The sequence below is a fragment of the Thalassospira lucentensis genome (assembly GCF_032921865.1).
Lineage (GTDB): Bacteria > Pseudomonadota > Alphaproteobacteria > Rhodospirillales > Thalassospiraceae > Thalassospira > Thalassospira lucentensis_A.
Window position 1 is genome coordinate 1,727,271 of the sequence record NZ_CP136684.1, and the last position, 16,774, is coordinate 1,744,044.

A 16,774-nucleotide genomic window follows, 5' to 3' on the forward strand; every position below is an offset into this window, starting at 1 on the left:
GGTTAAGTTAAAATCTCTCCAACAACACCCCCCCCACGCTTAGCCTGAAGTTCTTAGGAACTCAGTGATGCGCCTCTTGGGGGGTTATTTTTTGCCAAAATCGCGAGTTGTTGTAGGTTTTGCCTCTTTCGTGAAATTTATTCACGTCATTATGTGAGCCGAATATGGTGATTAATCGGCTCACGAGGGAGCATTGTGATGGGCAAATGGAACTGGCAGCACAGCGACTGGCCCAATTTCACGTGGGATAAGCAGCAGCTCCAGGCCCGCTTGCCTTCTGTTTATCATAAACAGGGATACGTGGCCGGATTGGTCAACTCGCAGAACGGCAGACGAGCCTTAATCACCAAAGCACTTACTGAGAACATTGTTGCTTCTTTTGCAATTGAGGGCGAGTACCTAAACGCAACTGAAGTATCCTATGAAATCGAGCGAGGGTTTGGCCGACCTTCCTCTTGCGATGAGGCCAAGAGTGTCGGGCTACTGGAGGGAAACGCCGCTGCTTTGATATCAACCGTTTTTGACGAGTCCTCTAAAGACCTTACTCTGCATCGATTGGGGATGTGGCAGCGCTGCATGTTCGAGAGGACCTACTCGCCAGCTCAAATCGGACAGCCTGCAACATGGCGAACTGAAGATATCAAGGTGGTTTCCGGTGGAACTGGTGACCGGAAGATTCATTTCGAAGCCCCTGATGCATCACGCATCGCAATCGAGATGGAAGCATTCCTTCATTGGTTTGCTTACAGTCGGGAAAGCAAAGAAATAGACCCGGTCTCGCGAGCTGCTTTGGCGCACCTGTGGTTCGTGACCGTGCATCCGTTCGATGACGGCAATGGTAGGAGCGCCCGCGCGGTTGCTGATTTGGCACTGTTTCAGTCAGACAAAAATGCTGTCTTGTACCCAATGGCGGCTTACATTTTAGCCGACCGAGAGAACTATTACCGAGTGTTGGAGCGAACTCAGTCTTCCGGTTTGGACATAACGGAATGGATGATCTGGTTTTTCAAAACTTTGGAAAATGCACTCGACGGGGCGTCAACGAGATTAAGCTGGAATATTGAAGCAAATAACCTCGTGGCAATGCAGCCAGAAAGCCGACTTTTGACGCAACAAGTCAGAATTCTTGTGATGCTACATGATGATGCGGATCAAAATGTCATAAGCGCATCACAATATGCTGCGATTAATAGCGTTAGTAAGGCGACAGCGACGCGCCACCTTACTGACCTGGTCGAGAAGGGCTATCTATGCGTTTGCGAAGGACGCGGTCGTTCGACGAAATACCGTTTGTCAGGCAAATAATTGATCAGGCATTAGACCATTCCAAAATCTGGTATGCCCTGACGCATGATTTCGCGAAGAGTTAGAGAATAACGAGAGGGCCGGGCGTCTCCTTTTGGGCGACGAACAATCTTCATTTCGCTGCCCGTTTCATCAAATTCGATGATCCCGACTTGATGAATGTCCAGAGCGTCAATCGCCGAATTAATTTCTTCTGATGGCCATCGGAACGAGCTGTTTCTGCAAAGCCATACGTGCCGGAAAAAGCTCGAGCGATAATCGATATCCGATAGCAGGTTCTGGAAAGCGAGTTTGTTGTTTCCGGGAGAGCCGGTCATGAACATGAAGCCGTCAACCAGCTGTAAGGCGCCATCCTCGCCACAGCGAATGCCAACAGCGTCAATGCTGACGAATTCGAAATCGTATCTTTTAAAATAGATACTGACATCGTCACCTCCATAAAGGAGCGATTTGTGCTCGTCGATCAGAGCAAGCGCGTCTTTTCTGTGAAGGGCGTCTTTGGGCATCAGGAACGTTGGAGCGGCTGATGAAGAGTATTTGCGGTTTGTTACTTCACTGAGGATTTCCTTGATGCGAACAACCGGGACCTTTTTGTCTCGCATCTCAGCCAAGAGATCGAGTGCAGCGTCTGGGTCTGCGCTGTGAATACGCGCGAACAATTCTGCAGTGTGAAAGTGACCCAGTACGTCAAACAGGGCATTTGGTTCGATTGCGCGCTGTCCGAGAATTTCTTGCAGTTTCATTTTTTCGCGATCTGCGATGGCATTTCCGCGGATGAGTGTTGAGCGCATCCGTTGCAATGCGTTGCGTGTGTATCGCGTTTTCTGAGCAAGCATTTCCCAGAAATGTTCTTTATTTGCAGAGTATTGTTTACCTGCTGGCGTTTTCTCGATCGCGTTAATGAGCATTGCAATATCCGTCCATGGAAGTCTGCGATCCCTGGCATTATCGAGTTTTGCAAGAAGTTCATCGAACGATTGTGTGCTCATTTTGATTCTTTTCCACGGTGTTGGAAGTTTCTTTCAATTACCCATAGCAGAATTTTTCGATTGTGCAAAGTTGATTTGAATCATAATATGCCACGAATCATAACGTGGATTGTGAATGATGTTTGATCCCCATGCACAAAGAAGCAGGAAGGTTGTCCGTCGGACAACGCATCGCGTTGTAGGTCGTTTTCCAAGCTTGAAATCCAGTCGGGTCGTCCACTGGGAGTCCCAGCTCGAGCGCGACATGATACGTTTGTTGGAGTTTGATCCGGCGGTGTTGTCATATCGGGAGCAACCAGAGCCTCTTACTTATTTCGATAGCGGAAAAAGGCGTAAATACACACCCGATTTTATCGCGCAGATGACGACTGGCGTAACTGTCTTTGAGGTGAAGCCTTACGAACAGTCCATAACAAGCCCCTTGAAAGAGAGACTTGTGGCATTCCGGGAGTACTACAGCGTGCAAGGCATAGATTTCCTGGTGATGACCGAGCGCGAAATCCGAAAAGAACCGCGACTTTCAAACATCACCAAACTCTTGCGGTATCAGCGCGAAATCGTGAATCCCGCCAGAAAGCAGGTTGTTATCAATCTCATTAATAGCGGTGTTCAGACCCTTGCGGGGTTGTTCGAACATTTGAAAGAGCATGGTGTTCCGTTCTCGCAGGTCTATGCACTCATTGCTCAAGGCATTCTTGGCGTCGATATTAATCAACCGATCGACAACGACAATACACCTGTCTGTTTGCGGAGGGCTTCATAATGGTTGCTGTTCGTATCGGTATGGGCACTGAGATTTCTGTTGGGGAAACGATCTACGCTGTTCGTCGCTGTCTAGAAGGGGATATTCTTCAGCTTGAGTCAGAAGACGATGGTCAATTGGTGAAAATCCCAAGACCTGAATTGGCGTCCTCCGTGGCTAACGGTGAAGCTTCCATCATCGTAGGTGATCGCAAGCGGCAGATACCTGAACGACAGGACCTCAGTGCCCTTCCTGAAAAAGATCGGGATGAACTTCGTCGCAGGCTTGTCTACGTAAAATTAGTTGAGAAGCCGAGGGTTGCAGAAAGTGGCGCTGCCTTGATGAAAACCAGCATAGAAATTGGTGCAGCGCAGCTCAACGACCTTAAACCGCCGTCAGTTGCAACTCTCTATAACTGGTGGAAACTTTACCGACAGGCTGGCGGCGACCCTGTCGCTTTGGTGCCGCAAACAAAGCGTCGCGGGAATCGACAACGGCGATTTTCTCCTGAGGTGCTTGAGATTCTTCAGAGCGTTATTAATGAGCGATTTCTGGTTACTTCTAGGCCTAGGCCGACAGATGTTTATTCCGCTGTTGTCGTCGAGATCGAAAGACTGAATGCATATCGACCATCGTTTGATCAACTCGCGGTTCCGACACTTAGAACTCTCTATCGCGAAATCGAGAAACTCGAGCCCTACACATACTTAAAGGGCCGATACGGGAAATACATTGCCGACAAGGAAACACGACACGTGGGAAAAGGTGCGTTCTCCTGTCGGCCGCTTGAGCGGGTTGAGATTGACCACACGTTGCTCGACATCATCGTCTATGATCCAGAACTAGGCATTCCTTTGGGGCGGCCAACACTCACATTGATCATTGACCATTTTTCACGGATGCCTTTGGGCTTTTATCTCGGCTTCGAAGCGCCAGGTTCAGCGAGTGTAATGATGGCGCTGCGCAATGCGATTGGAACCAAGGAATGGGTCAACGAGCGTTACCCTGACATTGAAGGCACATGGCCTTGTTATGGCGTGCCTGAGGTTCTTGTTACGGACAACGGGCCTGAATTCCATTCCAAAGACCTGGAAATCGCGTGTGCCCAACTGGGTATCACCATTCAGCATAACAAAGTGAAGTCGCCATGGACCAAAGGCGTTGTGGAGAGGATTTTTGGTGAGATCAACCGATCTCTGCTGTGTGATGCACCGGGCAAAACCTTTCACAACAAGGATGCACGCTCAGAGAATGATGCGGTTGGAGAGGCTAGCGTTCCTGTCGCGCTTCTTGAGCATGTCTTGTGTAAATGGATTGTGGAAATTCATGCCAAGAAGATGCACGAGGGTATACGAGCAATACCGCTTGAGAGATGGACTGAAGGTGTAGACGAGTTTCCTCCTCGGCTTATTTCCGATCAGGAGGACCTCAATGTTCTTCTTTCCTGCTTCAAGGAAGTTCGGAAAATTCACCCCAAAGGAATCGTCATAGAGGGCATTTGGTACAGCTCAAGAACGCTGACCGAGCTCCGCAACAGTTCTACCAAGGATTTTCAGGTAGATATGAAGTTTGACCCGACCAATATGGGCCGCATTCATGTCCGTGATCCCAGAACCAATACCTATTTCAATGTCCCGGCATTGGATCCCGAATACGCAGAAGGACTCGGGTTATGGCCGCACAAGATCTTTCGTAAATGCCTTCGAAAACTGGGATCGCGTCAGATCGACACCACTGAACTTGCGAAAGTTAAAGAATACATTCACGAGCTTATTCATGAAACGGCCAAGACCAAGAAGCGAAAACGCACAACGAATGCACGGATTGGACGTTTTCGTGAGTCTTCAAAACAAGCATCCACGAATGAAGATCGTATGGTCGAGCCGAACACCTCTTATGATATCTCATTTGACGCTGTGCCAACGGTCGAGGAGGAAGATTATCGCGACAACCTGGTCGAAGATGACGATTTTCTTGCTGACGGCATGCGACGTATTCAGGCGGTCGGAAAGGATGACGCATGAGTATTTCTGTAAACCCAGACAAGCTTGCTGGCATCAATCAGGTGATGGGTGATGTTCTGATCCGCCATCGTTCCTTCAAAACCGGTTTGGCACGGCTTGAGGAATGCATGCAGTCCTACACAGGCTATGGCGAGCCGGTTTGCATGCTTTTACACGGCCCCTCAGGGGGTGGGAAGTCAACGCTTGCAAAAGCTTTTCTCGTCGATAACCAGCCTGTCGAAACGCAGGATCGTAAACTGGTTCCGGTTCTGAGCGCCGTAATTCCCGTGCCGGCAACGATGAAGAACATGGCGTCCGAACTTCTCGATAAGCTTGGCGACCCTCTGTCAGATCGGGGCACACTTGAGCAAAGAACCAAGAGGCTTCGCAAGTTGCTCCGGGAGTGCGGTACGAAACTCATCATTCTTGATGAGTTTCAGCACTTTATCGATCGCAAGAGCGAGCGGGTTATCCTCGATGTTTCAGACTGGCTGAAGAACCTCATTTCCAACACATCGATCCCGGTGGCTTTGGTTGGGCTTCCGTATTCGAGAAATGTGCTGTCGGCAAATGAGCAACTGATGCGGCGTTTTAGTTATCAAACTGAACTCTCGCCATTTGATTGGAATGACAAGGCGGAGTGCGCAGAGTTTAACAGGATTCTTGACGCGGTTGATGGAAAGCTTGCAGAGACCCTGGGACGCAGAAGCGATTTGAAGGGCCAAGGTGTTCGCTGCCATGCTGCGACGAAAGGCCTGATTTCTCTTCTGATCAAGTTAATCCATGGCGCCGCATATGAAGCAGCCAAATGCAATGCTTCGTTGATAACCCGGCAGCATCTCGCCAAATCGTTCAGGGAGCGCCTTGTACCAGACAAAGCAGTTCTCAATCCGTTTCTCGATAGTTGGGACGGCCAAGCAATCGACCCACTTCCCGAGAGCAGGCATATGTCTGTGGCGGGATGCATCCCGTCGATTAGCGCGAGATCACGTTCTCAAAACGTCAACGAAGTCCTCTCAGCAAGGTGAGACACATGTCAGGTGATCAGTCACTATTGGTGCGTCCTAAGCCGGAAAAGGCTGAGAGCTTCCGAGGATATCTGCTCAGGGTTTCGACGGAAAATGGTTATCACAATGCAAACTGGATGCTGAGGCAGCTTGGTATTCATCCACGCACATATTTGCCGCGTGATGACATTACAAAGTTGGCAAGCGCGCTAAATCTCCAGGACCGCGAACTTTCAAATATGCAGAACCGAGTTGTGGCGCCTCGGTGGGTTCGTGTGGGGGCGCATGAAGTTCATATCTGTGCACAAGAAAGGCGTTCTTTTCGCTATTGTCCTGAATGCTTGAGCGAAGCTCCGTACCATCGTGCCGTGTGGGATCTCAAGCCTATGAGTGCCTGTCCAAAACACGGGACCTATCTGCTGGAGAGTTGCAGGAAATGTAATCGACGCGTTGGCTGGGCACGTGAAAACCTTCTGGAGTGCGCCTGTGGTGCGGATTTGAGGCCGTTTCGGCCGCGTTTCGCACCCGATAAGACAGTAGATTTCTGCAGGTTGCTAGAGAAGCGTTTCAACGGTCAGCCGGCAGACGAAAACTGTGCCTTGCACCCAGCATTTCAGAAGTTGAGTTTCACGGACCTTCTGAATCACACGATGTTCTTGGCGGCTTATATTTCCGGTCGCGGGCGTGGAACCGGCCGACAACTGTTTTACAATCTTACCGCAGATGCATTGCGCGAGGTATTTGATCGGGTTTCTGTGATTCTTGCTGATTGGCCGAACGGATTCCACCTGCTGCTCGATGAGGTGCGGCAATTCACTGAACAGGATGTTGGAAAGCATGTCGGGCTCGAGGCGGAATTTCGATCGCTCTACACCAATCTGTTTCGCAAGCAGCAGGAGGTTGAGCATCTGCATCTCATCCGGGCCGAATTTGCCAAATATATTGAAAGCAAATGGTTTGCTGGGTTTGTCGTGCCAACCAGTAAACGATTGTCTGATGAATGGTCCCAATATCAGTCGTTTGTCACGGTTGCGGAAGCGGCACGACGCCTTGGTATTCATCCAAGTATCCTGAGACGTGATATCGCCGAGGGGAGTTTGGCTGCAACCACAAGACAGATGCAAAGCAGATGCCTTCGCGTCGTAGAAGTCTCGGAGGTTGAGCGGTACCGAAACGCGCGCGAGAACCTGCTTGGAACCAATGACGCTCAGGAACTGTTGGGCATTTCAAAGCACCCACTCATGAAACTGGTGAATGCTGGCCTGATCAAATCCGTCAAGGGGCCGAAGGTTGATGGTTCACAGCACTGGGCATTCAAGAAACAGGACATCGATGAATTCATTGCATCTTTGGCAAAGCAAGCGACCTATCGTCAGTTCGCCGATGAGCCTGTGACTTTTGCTAAAGCAGTGCGTCGTTGTACCGCCAAAGGGCTTTGTATTGTTGACTTGGTTCAGGGTTTGCTCGGTGGCGAGTTGAAAGCGCTGAAGCGCTCGACAAAAGTGATCAATCTCAAAAATCTGTTCTTCAATGACGCAGACTTCCGAGCGTTTCTTTACAACGAAAAGCGGACGATCAAATGGGCCGTTACCATTCGTGAAGCTGCAAGGATGCTTGGGCTAAATGAAGAAGCAACACGTCATCTCGTGCATAAGGGGTTTCTTGAAACAACCTCTGTCCCGTTAGATGGGCGTCTTCGCAGACAGGTTTCATTGGATGCGATTGAGCGATTCAAGGCGACTTATGTCTCCGCTTCAAGCTTGGCAGCCCACAAGAATACTTCCGCAAGATCCGTCGTTGCCCAGCTACAAGAATTGGGAACCAGCCCTGTTACCGGGCCAGCTATTGATGGAAGCCGTCAATACTTCTTCAGACGATCCGCGACAGCATAGGATGCTAGCTTTAACGGATCGGTTGTGGACGGAGCCGGCGCGAATTGATTGACTCTTCTTCAGTATGCCCACAATCTGATGACTGTGACGCAACGACAGCAGTGGTTGCCTACTTTCCGAAGCCCGCGCATGTCGCGGGCTTTCGTGTTTTAGGGCCAATCTCCTTGCGCCATTTTTTTCATTGCCTATCGACGCAGCTTGTGTATCGCGAGACCTCCCTAGGTTAAAAAAGCTGTCAAAATTACACGCATTGATGCTTCCGCAATTTTCCGTCATTCTCTCGCAGAAAGAGTTGGTTCGGAGCGACCGAAATGGAAGCCGACATAATGACCGTTAAAGAAGTGGCTGAGTATCTCAAGATTAATGAGAAAACGGCCTACAGACTGGCGGCAGAAGGAAAGTTGCCTGGATTCAAAGTTGGCGGCTCGTGGAGATTCAGGCAAAGCGATCTCGTTGAGTGGATAGAAAGGAACAAAGGCGTGGAGAAGTATTGATGGGGATCGCTCGTCAGGATCTTACGAATTTCATATTTGAAATCGCGAACAAGCTTCGTGGACCATATCGGCCGCCGCAATACCGCAAGGTAATGTTGCCGATGACGGTTCTTCGTCGCCTCGACCTTGTTCTTCAACCCTCCAAAGACAATGTAATTGCGGAGTACGAGAGACTTCAGGCATCTGGCCTAGAGGGTGAAGCGCTGCACAAGGTTTTAGCTCGAAAAGCGAGTGGTGGAAGGCAACAGCCAATATACAATATCAGTCCGTTCACTTTCGAGAAGATGCTTGGTGACCCGCCCAATGTTGCGACCAACTTGGTATCATTCATCAATGGCTTCTCTCAGAATGTGCGGGATATTTTTGAGCGTTTTGAGTTCGAGGCTGAAATTGAAAAGCTCGACAAATCCAATCGCCTATTTCTCATTATCAAGGAATTTACAGACCCCAAGGTCAGGCTGCATCCGAACGACTTGGACAATGCAGATATGGGCGACGTTTTTGAGGAACTCGTAAGGCGCTTTAACGAGCAGGCCAACGAAGAGGCCGGGGACCACTTTACGCCTCGTGAAGTCATTCGACTGATGGCGGAGCTTGTCTACACAGAAGAAGAGGACGTTTATAAACCAGGGATCGTTCGGACCATTTATGACCCTACCTGCGGAACCGGTGGGATGCTTTCCGTCTCAGAAGACGTAATCAAAAAGAAAAATACCCAAGCTTACCTAGAACTTTTCGGTCAAGAATATAACGCTGAAAGTTGGGCCATATGCTGCTCTGATATGCTGATCAAAGATGAGGCGGTAGACAACATCGTCTATGATGACACTTTGACAGACGACGGACACAGCGAACGTAAATTCCACTATATGCTGGCCAATCCTCCGTTTGGAGTTGAGTGGAGGCCGCAAGAAGATTTTGTCAAAAAGGAACATGAAGCGCTTGGTTTTGCCGGACGATTCGGGCCGGGCCTCCCTACCATTCGGGATGGGGCCACACTGTTCCTGATGCACATGATGTCAAAGATGCATCCTGCACCAAGAGATGGTGGTGAAGGTTCAAAAATCGCGATCGTTTTCAACGGCTCCCCTTTATTCAATGGCGACCCGGGGCCAAGCGAGAGCAACATCCGGCGATGGATTATCGAGAACGACTGGCTTGATGCCATTGTGGCCTTGCCGGACCAGCTTTTCTACAACACAGGCATCCTTACCTATATCTGGCTGGTTTCAAACCGGAAGCCTGAGCACAGGCGCGGCAAGGTTCAGCTCGTCGATGCATCTCGTCATTTCGTCAAAATGACCAAGAGCAAAGGTGACAAGAGAAACCGAATTGCAGGCACCGAAGACGGGGACACGGAAAACCAGATCGCGGAGATCGTCCGTCTCTATGGAGATTACACGGACGGAGATTCATCACGCGTACTGGTCGATGGTAAGCATGAAGATCGGGTATGCAGCCGAATATTCGACAACAGGGACTTCGGCTATTTAAAGGTTACTGTTGAACGCCCACTAAGGCTTAACTTTCAGCTTTCCAAAGAACGCATCGAAAAAATCAAAGAAGAGACTGCATTTGCAAATCTGGCAAAATCAAAAAAGAAATTTGGCAGCGATGCTTACAAGGAAGAAGTGGCGGCCGGCGAAGAACGCCAGAAAGCAATTTTTGACGCGCTCAGTGCTTCGATATCAAATCAGCTGTTCAAGGATCGCGACGAATTCACCGAACACCTAGACGGTGTCCTTGGCGATCTAAAACCGAAAATTCCAGCAGCTCTGACTAAGGCGCTTGTCAGCGCGTTAAGCGAAAAAGATCCAACAGCCAATGAATGCTATATCGCTAAGCGAGGTGGTGAGCGGGTAAAAGAGCCTGATCCCGATTTGCGAGATATTGAGCTCGTCCCGTTACCCGATGATGTCAGCCTCCCCTTGCCGGTAGATTATGATCGGGATGCCGACAATTCGCGCCTGCTCACCCTCGTGCAGGATCACTGTGAAGACTATTTGGCACGTGAAGTGACGCCCTATGTTCCAGATGCCTGGATGGACCACTCCAAAACCAAAGTCGGCTATGAAATTCCCATCAATCGACATTTCTACGTCTATAAACCACCCCGCGAACTATCCGAAATCGAAGAGGATATCAAAAACCTCGAAAAGGATATTCTCGCGCAGTTGAACAAGGTCGTGTCATGACCGCGGGTAGCAGAGGCCAATCACTGGAGCTCTATTTTATCAACGGCAAGCCAGACGGGATGCTGACAGCTGAGGTGTTCAATTGGACAGGCCATGTCCTAATGACGCCGCGCACCCAAATATCTGAAGCCCTGAAACGCCCAGAGGCACAATTTACCGGCGTTTACCTCCTGTTTGGCGAGAACGATGGGAAACCTTGCGCCTACATTGGCGAAGGCGAAGATATGTCCTATCGCATTCGTTCTCATGAAGCGCGCAAGGATTGGTGGACCCAGGCGATCCTGGTCACGACCCAGGCCAACAGCCTTAACAAGGCACATATCCGTTATCTGGAAGCGCGCCTGATTGAAGAAGCCAGAAACATCGCGCGTGTTGGTCTGGATAATGGAACAGCCCCTACGCTTCCTTCCCTAAAAGAAGCCGAGCGCGCCAACATGGAGGGCTTCCTCGACTATCTCCTTATGGTCTTACCTGCCATTGGGATTGACGCATTTAAGCAGAACAAACGCCCTAAGCTTGCAGAAGCATCGAAGGAAGATATCACGTCGCCGATATTTGAACTTCACACCCGTAAACACGACCTCCGTGCCCGAGCGCTGATTGAAGATGGTGACTTTGTTGTTCTTGAAGGTTCCGAAGCAAGGCCAGAATGGGGTGGCAAGGGGTCCGAGCTTACATCTTACGCCAAGCTTCACGGCGAGCTGTTGGGCAGTGGTGTGCTGACGATTGCGGGCCCTAAAGCCAAGTTCACCCAGAATTTTGCTTTTGCCAGCCCCAGTGCGGCCGGCGCTGTCGTAAATGGTCGACCGACTAATGGCACCATCGAATGGAAGATCGAAGGCAGCAGCAAAACCTACAAGGATTGGGAAGCTGAAAGATTGGAGGCCTCGGAATGAGTTTAAGCGCCTCTAACAAAAGCACTTGGGAAACGAAGCGGCTAAGGTTCCTTGCTCGTATTAATAAATCCAGAATCCCAAAAGAACTAGAAGAGACTGACGAAGTTTCCTTTATTCCCATGCCTGCTGTTGGAGAGTATGGCGGCTTAGAGCTTTCGGAAACAAAGCCAATTGGAGATATTGGCGCCGGATACACGCCTTTTGTGGAAGACGATGTCTTAGTCGCCAAAATCACACCATGCTTTGAAAATGGCAAAGGGGCAGTAGCACGCGGCCTAATAAACCAAGCAGCATACGGCACCACTGAACTCCATGTTGTGAGCTGTGGCCCAGAACTTTTACCTGATTTTGCTTTCTATCTTTCTATAAGCGATCCGTTTAGGGGGTTTGGTGAAGGCAGTATGTATGGTGCTGGTGGTCAAAAGAGAGTGCCTGAGAGCTTTATCAAAGACTTCCTAGTATCCATCCCAACTTTGGAGCATCAAAAACGCATATTGAGTTTCTTAGAAACCAAACTCGGCGAGATCGACGACCTAATCGCGAAAAAGCAAGAAATGCTGAAGCTTCTTGCCGAGAAGCGGTCAGCCTTAATTACTCGCGCGGTTACCAAGGGTTTGAACCCTGATGCCCTCATGAAGTCAAGCGGATACGATTGGCTTGGCGACATACCCGGACATTGGGAGATAAAGCGCCTTCGGTTCATTGGACGACCTCAGAATGGCATAAACATTGGAGGTGAGTTCTTTGGAAAGGGGCATCCATTTGTGAGTTACAGCGATGTCTTCAATAATTTTGAGCTACCTAGCAACATTTCCGGTTTAGTTGAAAGTTCAGATGATGACCGCAAAAGATATTCAGTCCAAAGAGGGGATATTTTTTTCACCAGAACCTCGGAAACTATAGAAGAAATTGGAATGTCAGCGGTTAGTATGCGAACGATTCCAGACGCCACTTTTGCAGGGTTCTTGATCCGCGTTAGACCCTCTAGAAAAGTTCTACTCCCAAGCTTCGCAAAGTACTATTTCAGAAATACCAGTTTGAGGTTCTTTCTCGTCAAAGAAATGAACCTAGTTACACGCGCGTCTTTGGGACAGAACCTGTTAGGTAACTTGCCAGTAGTCATTCCCTCGTTGGCTGAGCAGGAACAAATCGTAGGATTTATTGAAACTGAAGCCACAACACTCGATGCTGTCACCTCAACCATTGAGTCGGCCATCCTGCATTTAATTGAATATCGATCATCTGTAATCAGTAAAGCTGTCACTGGTGAATTGGAGGTTGCCTAGATGCCCTTGAGCGCTGAAGGATATTTTGGGCATATCAAGGCCTGTTTGAACCAAGCATTTATTCAGGACCACGGGACAGGGGAATCTATAACCCTAAAGGAAAAAATAGACGGCCAATCTAAGCCATTGACCGTTTCTTTCCCTTTTCAAGGTGAAGCGTTTTCGATCAATCTTGATCTGAAGTCGACAAAGAAGGGTGAGGACCCAAGGCTCTTTAGGTTTCTTGATGACGAGGCTAAGCCGTGGGCAAAAAAATGCGACTTCGTTGTTTTTCATCGAATGCCTGTGGGTATATACGCGTACCTTATCGAATTCAAATCCAATGGAATTGATGGCGCGGGGATCAAAGCCCAATTGGATGCGAGCATCAATTGGCTGAAGTCTCTCAAACAAGTTGTCGCGCATTATTACGGCCACGAACGCGAACTTACTGTCCAAAAATTTGTATTTAGTTCGAATACAAATCCAAGGGCATATCTGGACTCGCATGGAAAATACCTGAAGGCCGATCCAACAATCAGGTTTTATCACTATGAGGCTTTGAAGGGTCTCTCGCTCGGCGAACTTGAAAACAATATGGCCGACGAGATTTAGGGGGCAAAATGTCAAAGCATAAAGAAATCAGATTTGAAGAAGCCATTGAAGAGTCCCTCCTTGCGGATGGCGGTTATTTCAAGGGCGATTCCGACAGCTTCGATCCTTTATTTGCGCTATACCCCCGCGACGTGATCAGTTTTGTTGAAGCAACCCAGGACAAGAAGTGGCAGGCGATCAAGGCCTTGCATGGGCCAAAGGCAGAGGATGCCTTGCTATCCGCACTCTCACGCGAGCTGGGCAGCAAAGGCGCTCTGACTGTTCTACGCAAAGGATTCAAGTGTTATGGAAAGACTTTCGATCTTGCCTATTTTGCACCCAACACAGGCATGAACCCGGAAGCCAAAGCGCTTTATGACAAGAACGAATTGAAGGTCACACGCCAGGTTCACTTCAGCGAAAAGACCCCCAACCAGACCCTGGACATGGTGTTGTCGTTGAATGGCCTCCCTGTTGTTACGCTAGAAATTAAAAACGCAATGACAGGTCAGACGGTCGATCATGCCATCAAGCAGTACAAGTTTGACCGCGACCCCAATGAACAAATCTTCAAATTCAAGGAGAGGGCATTAGTTCACTTTGCCGTGGACACGGATCAAGCCTTCATGACGACGCGGCTCTCTGGGGGCAAGACCTTCTTTCTTCCCTTCAACAAGGGGTATGAAAATCGGGCGGGTAATCCACCTCAGGATGGGGACTATAGGACATCGTATCTGTGGAAGGATATTTTGGCGCGCGATAGCCTAATGGATATCTTGGCACGCTTCCTTCATCTGCAGGTTCAGGAACGCCGGGTCGTCACCAAGAAAGGCATCAAGGTTGAAAAGCGGGAGACGATGATCTTCCCCCGCTTCCACCAGCTTGACGTTGTGCGAGAGCTTGTTTCTCATTCGAAGGCAAAGGGCTCCGGCCACAACTACCTCGTTCAACATTCTGCCGGATCGGGTAAGTCCAACTCGATTGCCTGGCTCGCTCATCGCCTCTCCAGCCTGCATGACGGTGCAGGGCAAGCAAAAGTCTTTAACTCGGTCATTGTGGTTACGGACAGACGCGTATTGGACCAGCAACTACAAGACACGATCTACCAGTTCGAGCATAAGCAGGGTGTGGTTCAGAAGATCGATAAAGATACGCGCCAGCTGACCAAAGCCTTATCGAGTGGTGTGCCCATCATTATCACCACCATACAGAAGTTTCCATTTATCGCTCAAGCTTTGGACACGATGTCGCAGAAGGGCGAGACGATTGATATTGATACCTCTAACAAACGATTTGCCGTGATTGTCGATGAGGCGCACTCCTCACAATCAGGCGAAACAGCCATGGAGTTGAGGAAAGTCCTTAATCGCTCAGGCATCGAAAACGCAATTGCATCCGAGTTTCTGGATGAGGAAGAAAACCTATCAGAAGAAGCCAAGAAAGAGTTGATTGCCGAGATGATGAAGCGTCCTCGGCAACCGAACCTGAGCTTTTTTGCCTTTACGGCAACACCGAAATTCAAGACTCAGGTAATCTTCAACGAACCCAATCCAAGGACGAACACAGCACCATTTCATACGTACTCAATGCGGCAAGCGATTGAGGAAAAATTCATCCTGGATGTCTTGGCGAATTATACGACATACAAAAGGTTCTTCGGCCTAGTTCAGCAAATGGAAGATGATCCAGAAGTGCCCAAGAGCAAAGCGGCCAAGGCCTTAAGTCGCTTTGTCTCCATGCACAGCTACGACATCTCCCAAAAAGTTGAGATCATCGTGGAGCATTTCCGGTCTTCTACGAAACATAAGATTGGCGGTAAGGCCAAAGCCATGGTGGTGACAGGCTCCCGAATTCATGCAGTTCGCTACAAACTGGCATTTGACAAATACATTCAGGAGAAGGGCTATGATGATGTGCGGTCCTTGGTGGCTTTCTCCGGCGATGTGAGCGACCCAGAATTGCCGGGCCACACCTTTACAGAGGTTGGCATGAACTCAGGCATCAAGGAGCGGGAGCTGCCGGAGAAGTTTGCTACTGATGAATTCAAGGTCTTGCTGGTGGCTGAAAAGTACCAGACGGGTTTTGATGAACCTCTTTTGCATACGATGTATGTGGACAAGCGCTTAGCTGGTGTTCAGACCGTTCAAACGCTCTCCAGACTAAACCGCATGACGTCCGGTAAAGAAGACACTTTTGTCCTCGATTTCGTTAATGAACCAGAAGAAATCTACAAAGCCTTCAAGCCTTACTACGAGGTTACGCCTCCAGGTGAGGCCACTGATCCGCACCAGCTTTACGACTTGCAGCACAAGATTGAAGAGTGGCGTCTCTTTGATCAGTCGGAGCTAAACGCCTTCTGCAATGTCTGGTTCCAAAAGCATGTGGAGACGGCTTCCGCAGATCATATGAAGCTGAATGCGATTATTGATCCGTGTGTTGAGCGCTTCAAAAAGCTCGATGACGAGCAACAGGAAAATTGCAAGTCACAGCTGGAGAGTTTCAGGCGGCTATATGCCTTTCTTGCCCAAGTCATTCCTTATCAGGATACCAGTTTGGAGAAGCTCTATGTCTTCGCACGTTTCCTGCTGAAAAAGCTGCCTCGGCGGGATGATGGCGGGGTCTTTGAGTTGGACGAGGAAGTTACTCTCCAATACTACCGCCTGCAAAAGATGAGCGAAGGCGCAATTGATCTTTCTGAAGGCGAAGCAGAGCCTCTTAAGGGGCCAACTGAAGTCGGAAGCCGTAAAGCCGAGGAAGAGCTAGTTCCCCTGTCCACCCTAATCGAACGCCTGAATGATCGATTTGGGACTGATTTCACTGAAGCCGACCGACTGTTCTTCGAACAGGTTGCCGAGGCCGCCACCCAGGATGCGACCCTGAAGGCCGCAGCTGAGGTTAACACGATTGAGAATTTTGCTCTCGTGTTCGACAAGATGCTTGAGGGCCTTTTCATCGAACGGATGGATGGGAACGAAGCAATTTTCGCGAAGCTGATCGCAGATAAAGACTTCCGGCGAATCGCCAATGAGCACCTTTTGAAGGATGTTTATGAGCGTCTATCGAAGGCTAGAGTCTGAGCCCAATTGTACCGGTTGAAATTGAGCTATGGATTCCCGATTTTATTCTTCAAACCACAATTGATGCGACTTCATGTTAATTTACCCACTCCAAAATAAATAATTGCATGAAAGATTACTTGGTCAGGCAGTCGTAATTGGCGTCAGGAACTAAGAATTTTAACATAAAAAGTTGGAATTTCTTTGTAGTTCTGTCCTCTCAAGGTGTTGATTTAAAGCATATTTTTAAGGTGTGAGAAATTTCCAATTAACTCTGTCAAGTTCATCGAATTTTATGTGTCAAAGGCGTTGCGGTTTCTAGGGGTTTAGCAAAAG

General features: G+C 49.2%; 12 protein-coding genes. 11 read left to right on the plus strand and 1 reads right to left on the minus strand.

Annotation, left to right across the window (positions count from 1 at the left end):
• Nucleotides 1-198 precede the first annotated feature (198 nt).
• A complete protein-coding gene (locus R1T41_RS08580; protein ID WP_317341257.1) occupies nt 199-1,305 on the plus strand; it encodes a Fic family protein in 1,107 nt (368 codons plus the stop codon).
• A gap of 11 nt (nt 1,306-1,316) precedes the next feature.
• Here R1T41_RS08580 and R1T41_RS08585 read toward each other — a convergent pair whose 3' ends face one another.
• Nucleotides 1,317-2,294: a hypothetical protein gene (locus tag R1T41_RS08585; protein ID WP_317341258.1), complete on the minus strand. Its 978-nt coding sequence runs from the start codon at nt 2,292-2,294 to the stop codon at nt 1,317-1,319.
• Between the two features lie 115 nt (nt 2,295-2,409).
• Between R1T41_RS08585 and R1T41_RS08590 the strand changes: the two genes are divergently transcribed.
• The 10 genes from R1T41_RS08590 (at nt 2,410) to R1T41_RS08635 (ending at nt 16,459) form a co-directional block, all read left to right on the plus strand.
• The gene (locus R1T41_RS08590) at nt 2,410-3,057 is read left to right on the plus strand and encodes a TnsA endonuclease N-terminal domain-containing protein (protein WP_317341259.1); all 648 of its coding nucleotides are present in this window, start codon (nt 2,410-2,412) and stop codon (nt 3,055-3,057) included.
• Nucleotides 3,057-5,060 (plus strand): Mu transposase C-terminal domain-containing protein, encoded by a 2,004-nt coding sequence (locus tag R1T41_RS08595; RefSeq protein WP_317341260.1) that lies wholly within the window; start codon nt 3,057-3,059, stop codon nt 5,058-5,060. The genes R1T41_RS08590 and R1T41_RS08595 overlap by 1 nt, the downstream gene beginning before the upstream one ends.
• The gene (locus R1T41_RS08600) at nt 5,057-6,067 is read left to right on the plus strand and encodes a TniB family NTP-binding protein (RefSeq protein ID WP_317341261.1); all 1,011 of its coding nucleotides are present in this window, start codon (nt 5,057-5,059) and stop codon (nt 6,065-6,067) included. The genes R1T41_RS08595 and R1T41_RS08600 overlap by 4 nt, the downstream gene beginning before the upstream one ends.
• A 5-nt stretch (nt 6,068-6,072) precedes the next feature.
• A complete protein-coding gene (locus R1T41_RS08605) occupies nt 6,073-7,938 on the plus strand; it encodes a helix-turn-helix domain-containing protein (protein ID WP_317341262.1) in 1,866 nt (621 codons plus the stop codon).
• Nucleotides 7,939-8,249: 311 nt separating this feature from the next.
• A complete protein-coding gene (locus R1T41_RS08610) occupies nt 8,250-8,432 on the plus strand; it encodes a helix-turn-helix domain-containing protein (RefSeq protein WP_317341264.1) in 183 nt (60 codons plus the stop codon).
• The gene (locus R1T41_RS08615) at nt 8,432-10,627 is read left to right on the plus strand and encodes a class I SAM-dependent DNA methyltransferase (protein WP_317341266.1); all 2,196 of its coding nucleotides are present in this window, start codon (nt 8,432-8,434) and stop codon (nt 10,625-10,627) included. The genes R1T41_RS08610 and R1T41_RS08615 overlap by 1 nt, the downstream gene beginning before the upstream one ends.
• On the plus strand, nt 10,624-11,523 hold the full coding sequence (locus R1T41_RS08620) for a GIY-YIG nuclease family protein (protein ID WP_317341268.1): 900 nt from the start codon (nt 10,624-10,626) through the stop codon (nt 11,521-11,523). The genes R1T41_RS08615 and R1T41_RS08620 overlap by 4 nt, the downstream gene beginning before the upstream one ends.
• Complete coding sequence (locus R1T41_RS08625) at nt 11,520-12,809, plus strand: restriction endonuclease subunit S (protein WP_317341270.1); 1,290 nt, start codon at nt 11,520-11,522, stop codon at nt 12,807-12,809. Before R1T41_RS08620 ends, R1T41_RS08625 begins: the two co-directional genes overlap by 4 nt.
• Complete coding sequence (locus tag R1T41_RS08630; protein WP_317341272.1) at nt 12,810-13,403, plus strand: hypothetical protein; 594 nt, start codon at nt 12,810-12,812, stop codon at nt 13,401-13,403.
• Nucleotides 13,404-13,411: 8 nt separating this feature from the next.
• On the plus strand, nt 13,412-16,459 hold the full coding sequence (locus tag R1T41_RS08635) for a type I restriction endonuclease subunit R (RefSeq protein ID WP_317341274.1): 3,048 nt from the start codon (nt 13,412-13,414) through the stop codon (nt 16,457-16,459).
• Nucleotides 16,460-16,774 lie beyond the last annotated feature (315 nt).

Bases quoted from the DNA above. Each gene is read 5' to 3' on its own strand.
- R1T41_RS08600 (WP_317341261.1), top strand. From the start codon at position 5,057: ATGAGTATTTCTGTAAACCCAGACAAGCTTGCTGGCATCAATCAGGTG.
- R1T41_RS08620 (WP_317341268.1), top strand. From the start codon at position 10,624: ATGACCGCGGGTAGCAGAGGCCAATCACTGGAGCTCTATTTTATCAAC.
- R1T41_RS08605 (WP_317341262.1), top strand. From the start codon at position 6,073: ATGTCAGGTGATCAGTCACTATTGGTGCGTCCTAAGCCGGAAAAGGCT.
- R1T41_RS08590 (WP_317341259.1), top strand. From the start codon at position 2,410: ATGATGTTTGATCCCCATGCACAAAGAAGCAGGAAGGTTGTCCGTCGG.
- R1T41_RS08635 (WP_317341274.1), top strand. From the start codon at position 13,412: ATGTCAAAGCATAAAGAAATCAGATTTGAAGAAGCCATTGAAGAGTCC.
- R1T41_RS08615 (WP_317341266.1), top strand. From the start codon at position 8,432: ATGGGGATCGCTCGTCAGGATCTTACGAATTTCATATTTGAAATCGCG.
- R1T41_RS08625 (WP_317341270.1), top strand. From the start codon at position 11,520: ATGAGTTTAAGCGCCTCTAACAAAAGCACTTGGGAAACGAAGCGGCTA.
- R1T41_RS08610 (WP_317341264.1), top strand. From the start codon at position 8,250: ATGGAAGCCGACATAATGACCGTTAAAGAAGTGGCTGAGTATCTCAAG.
- R1T41_RS08580 (WP_317341257.1), top strand. From the start codon at position 199: ATGGGCAAATGGAACTGGCAGCACAGCGACTGGCCCAATTTCACGTGG.
- R1T41_RS08595 (WP_317341260.1), top strand. From the start codon at position 3,057: ATGGTTGCTGTTCGTATCGGTATGGGCACTGAGATTTCTGTTGGGGAA.
- R1T41_RS08585 (WP_317341258.1), bottom strand. From the start codon at position 2,294: ATGAGCACACAATCGTTCGATGAACTTCTTGCAAAACTCGATAATGCC.
- R1T41_RS08630 (WP_317341272.1), top strand. From the start codon at position 12,810: ATGCCCTTGAGCGCTGAAGGATATTTTGGGCATATCAAGGCCTGTTTG.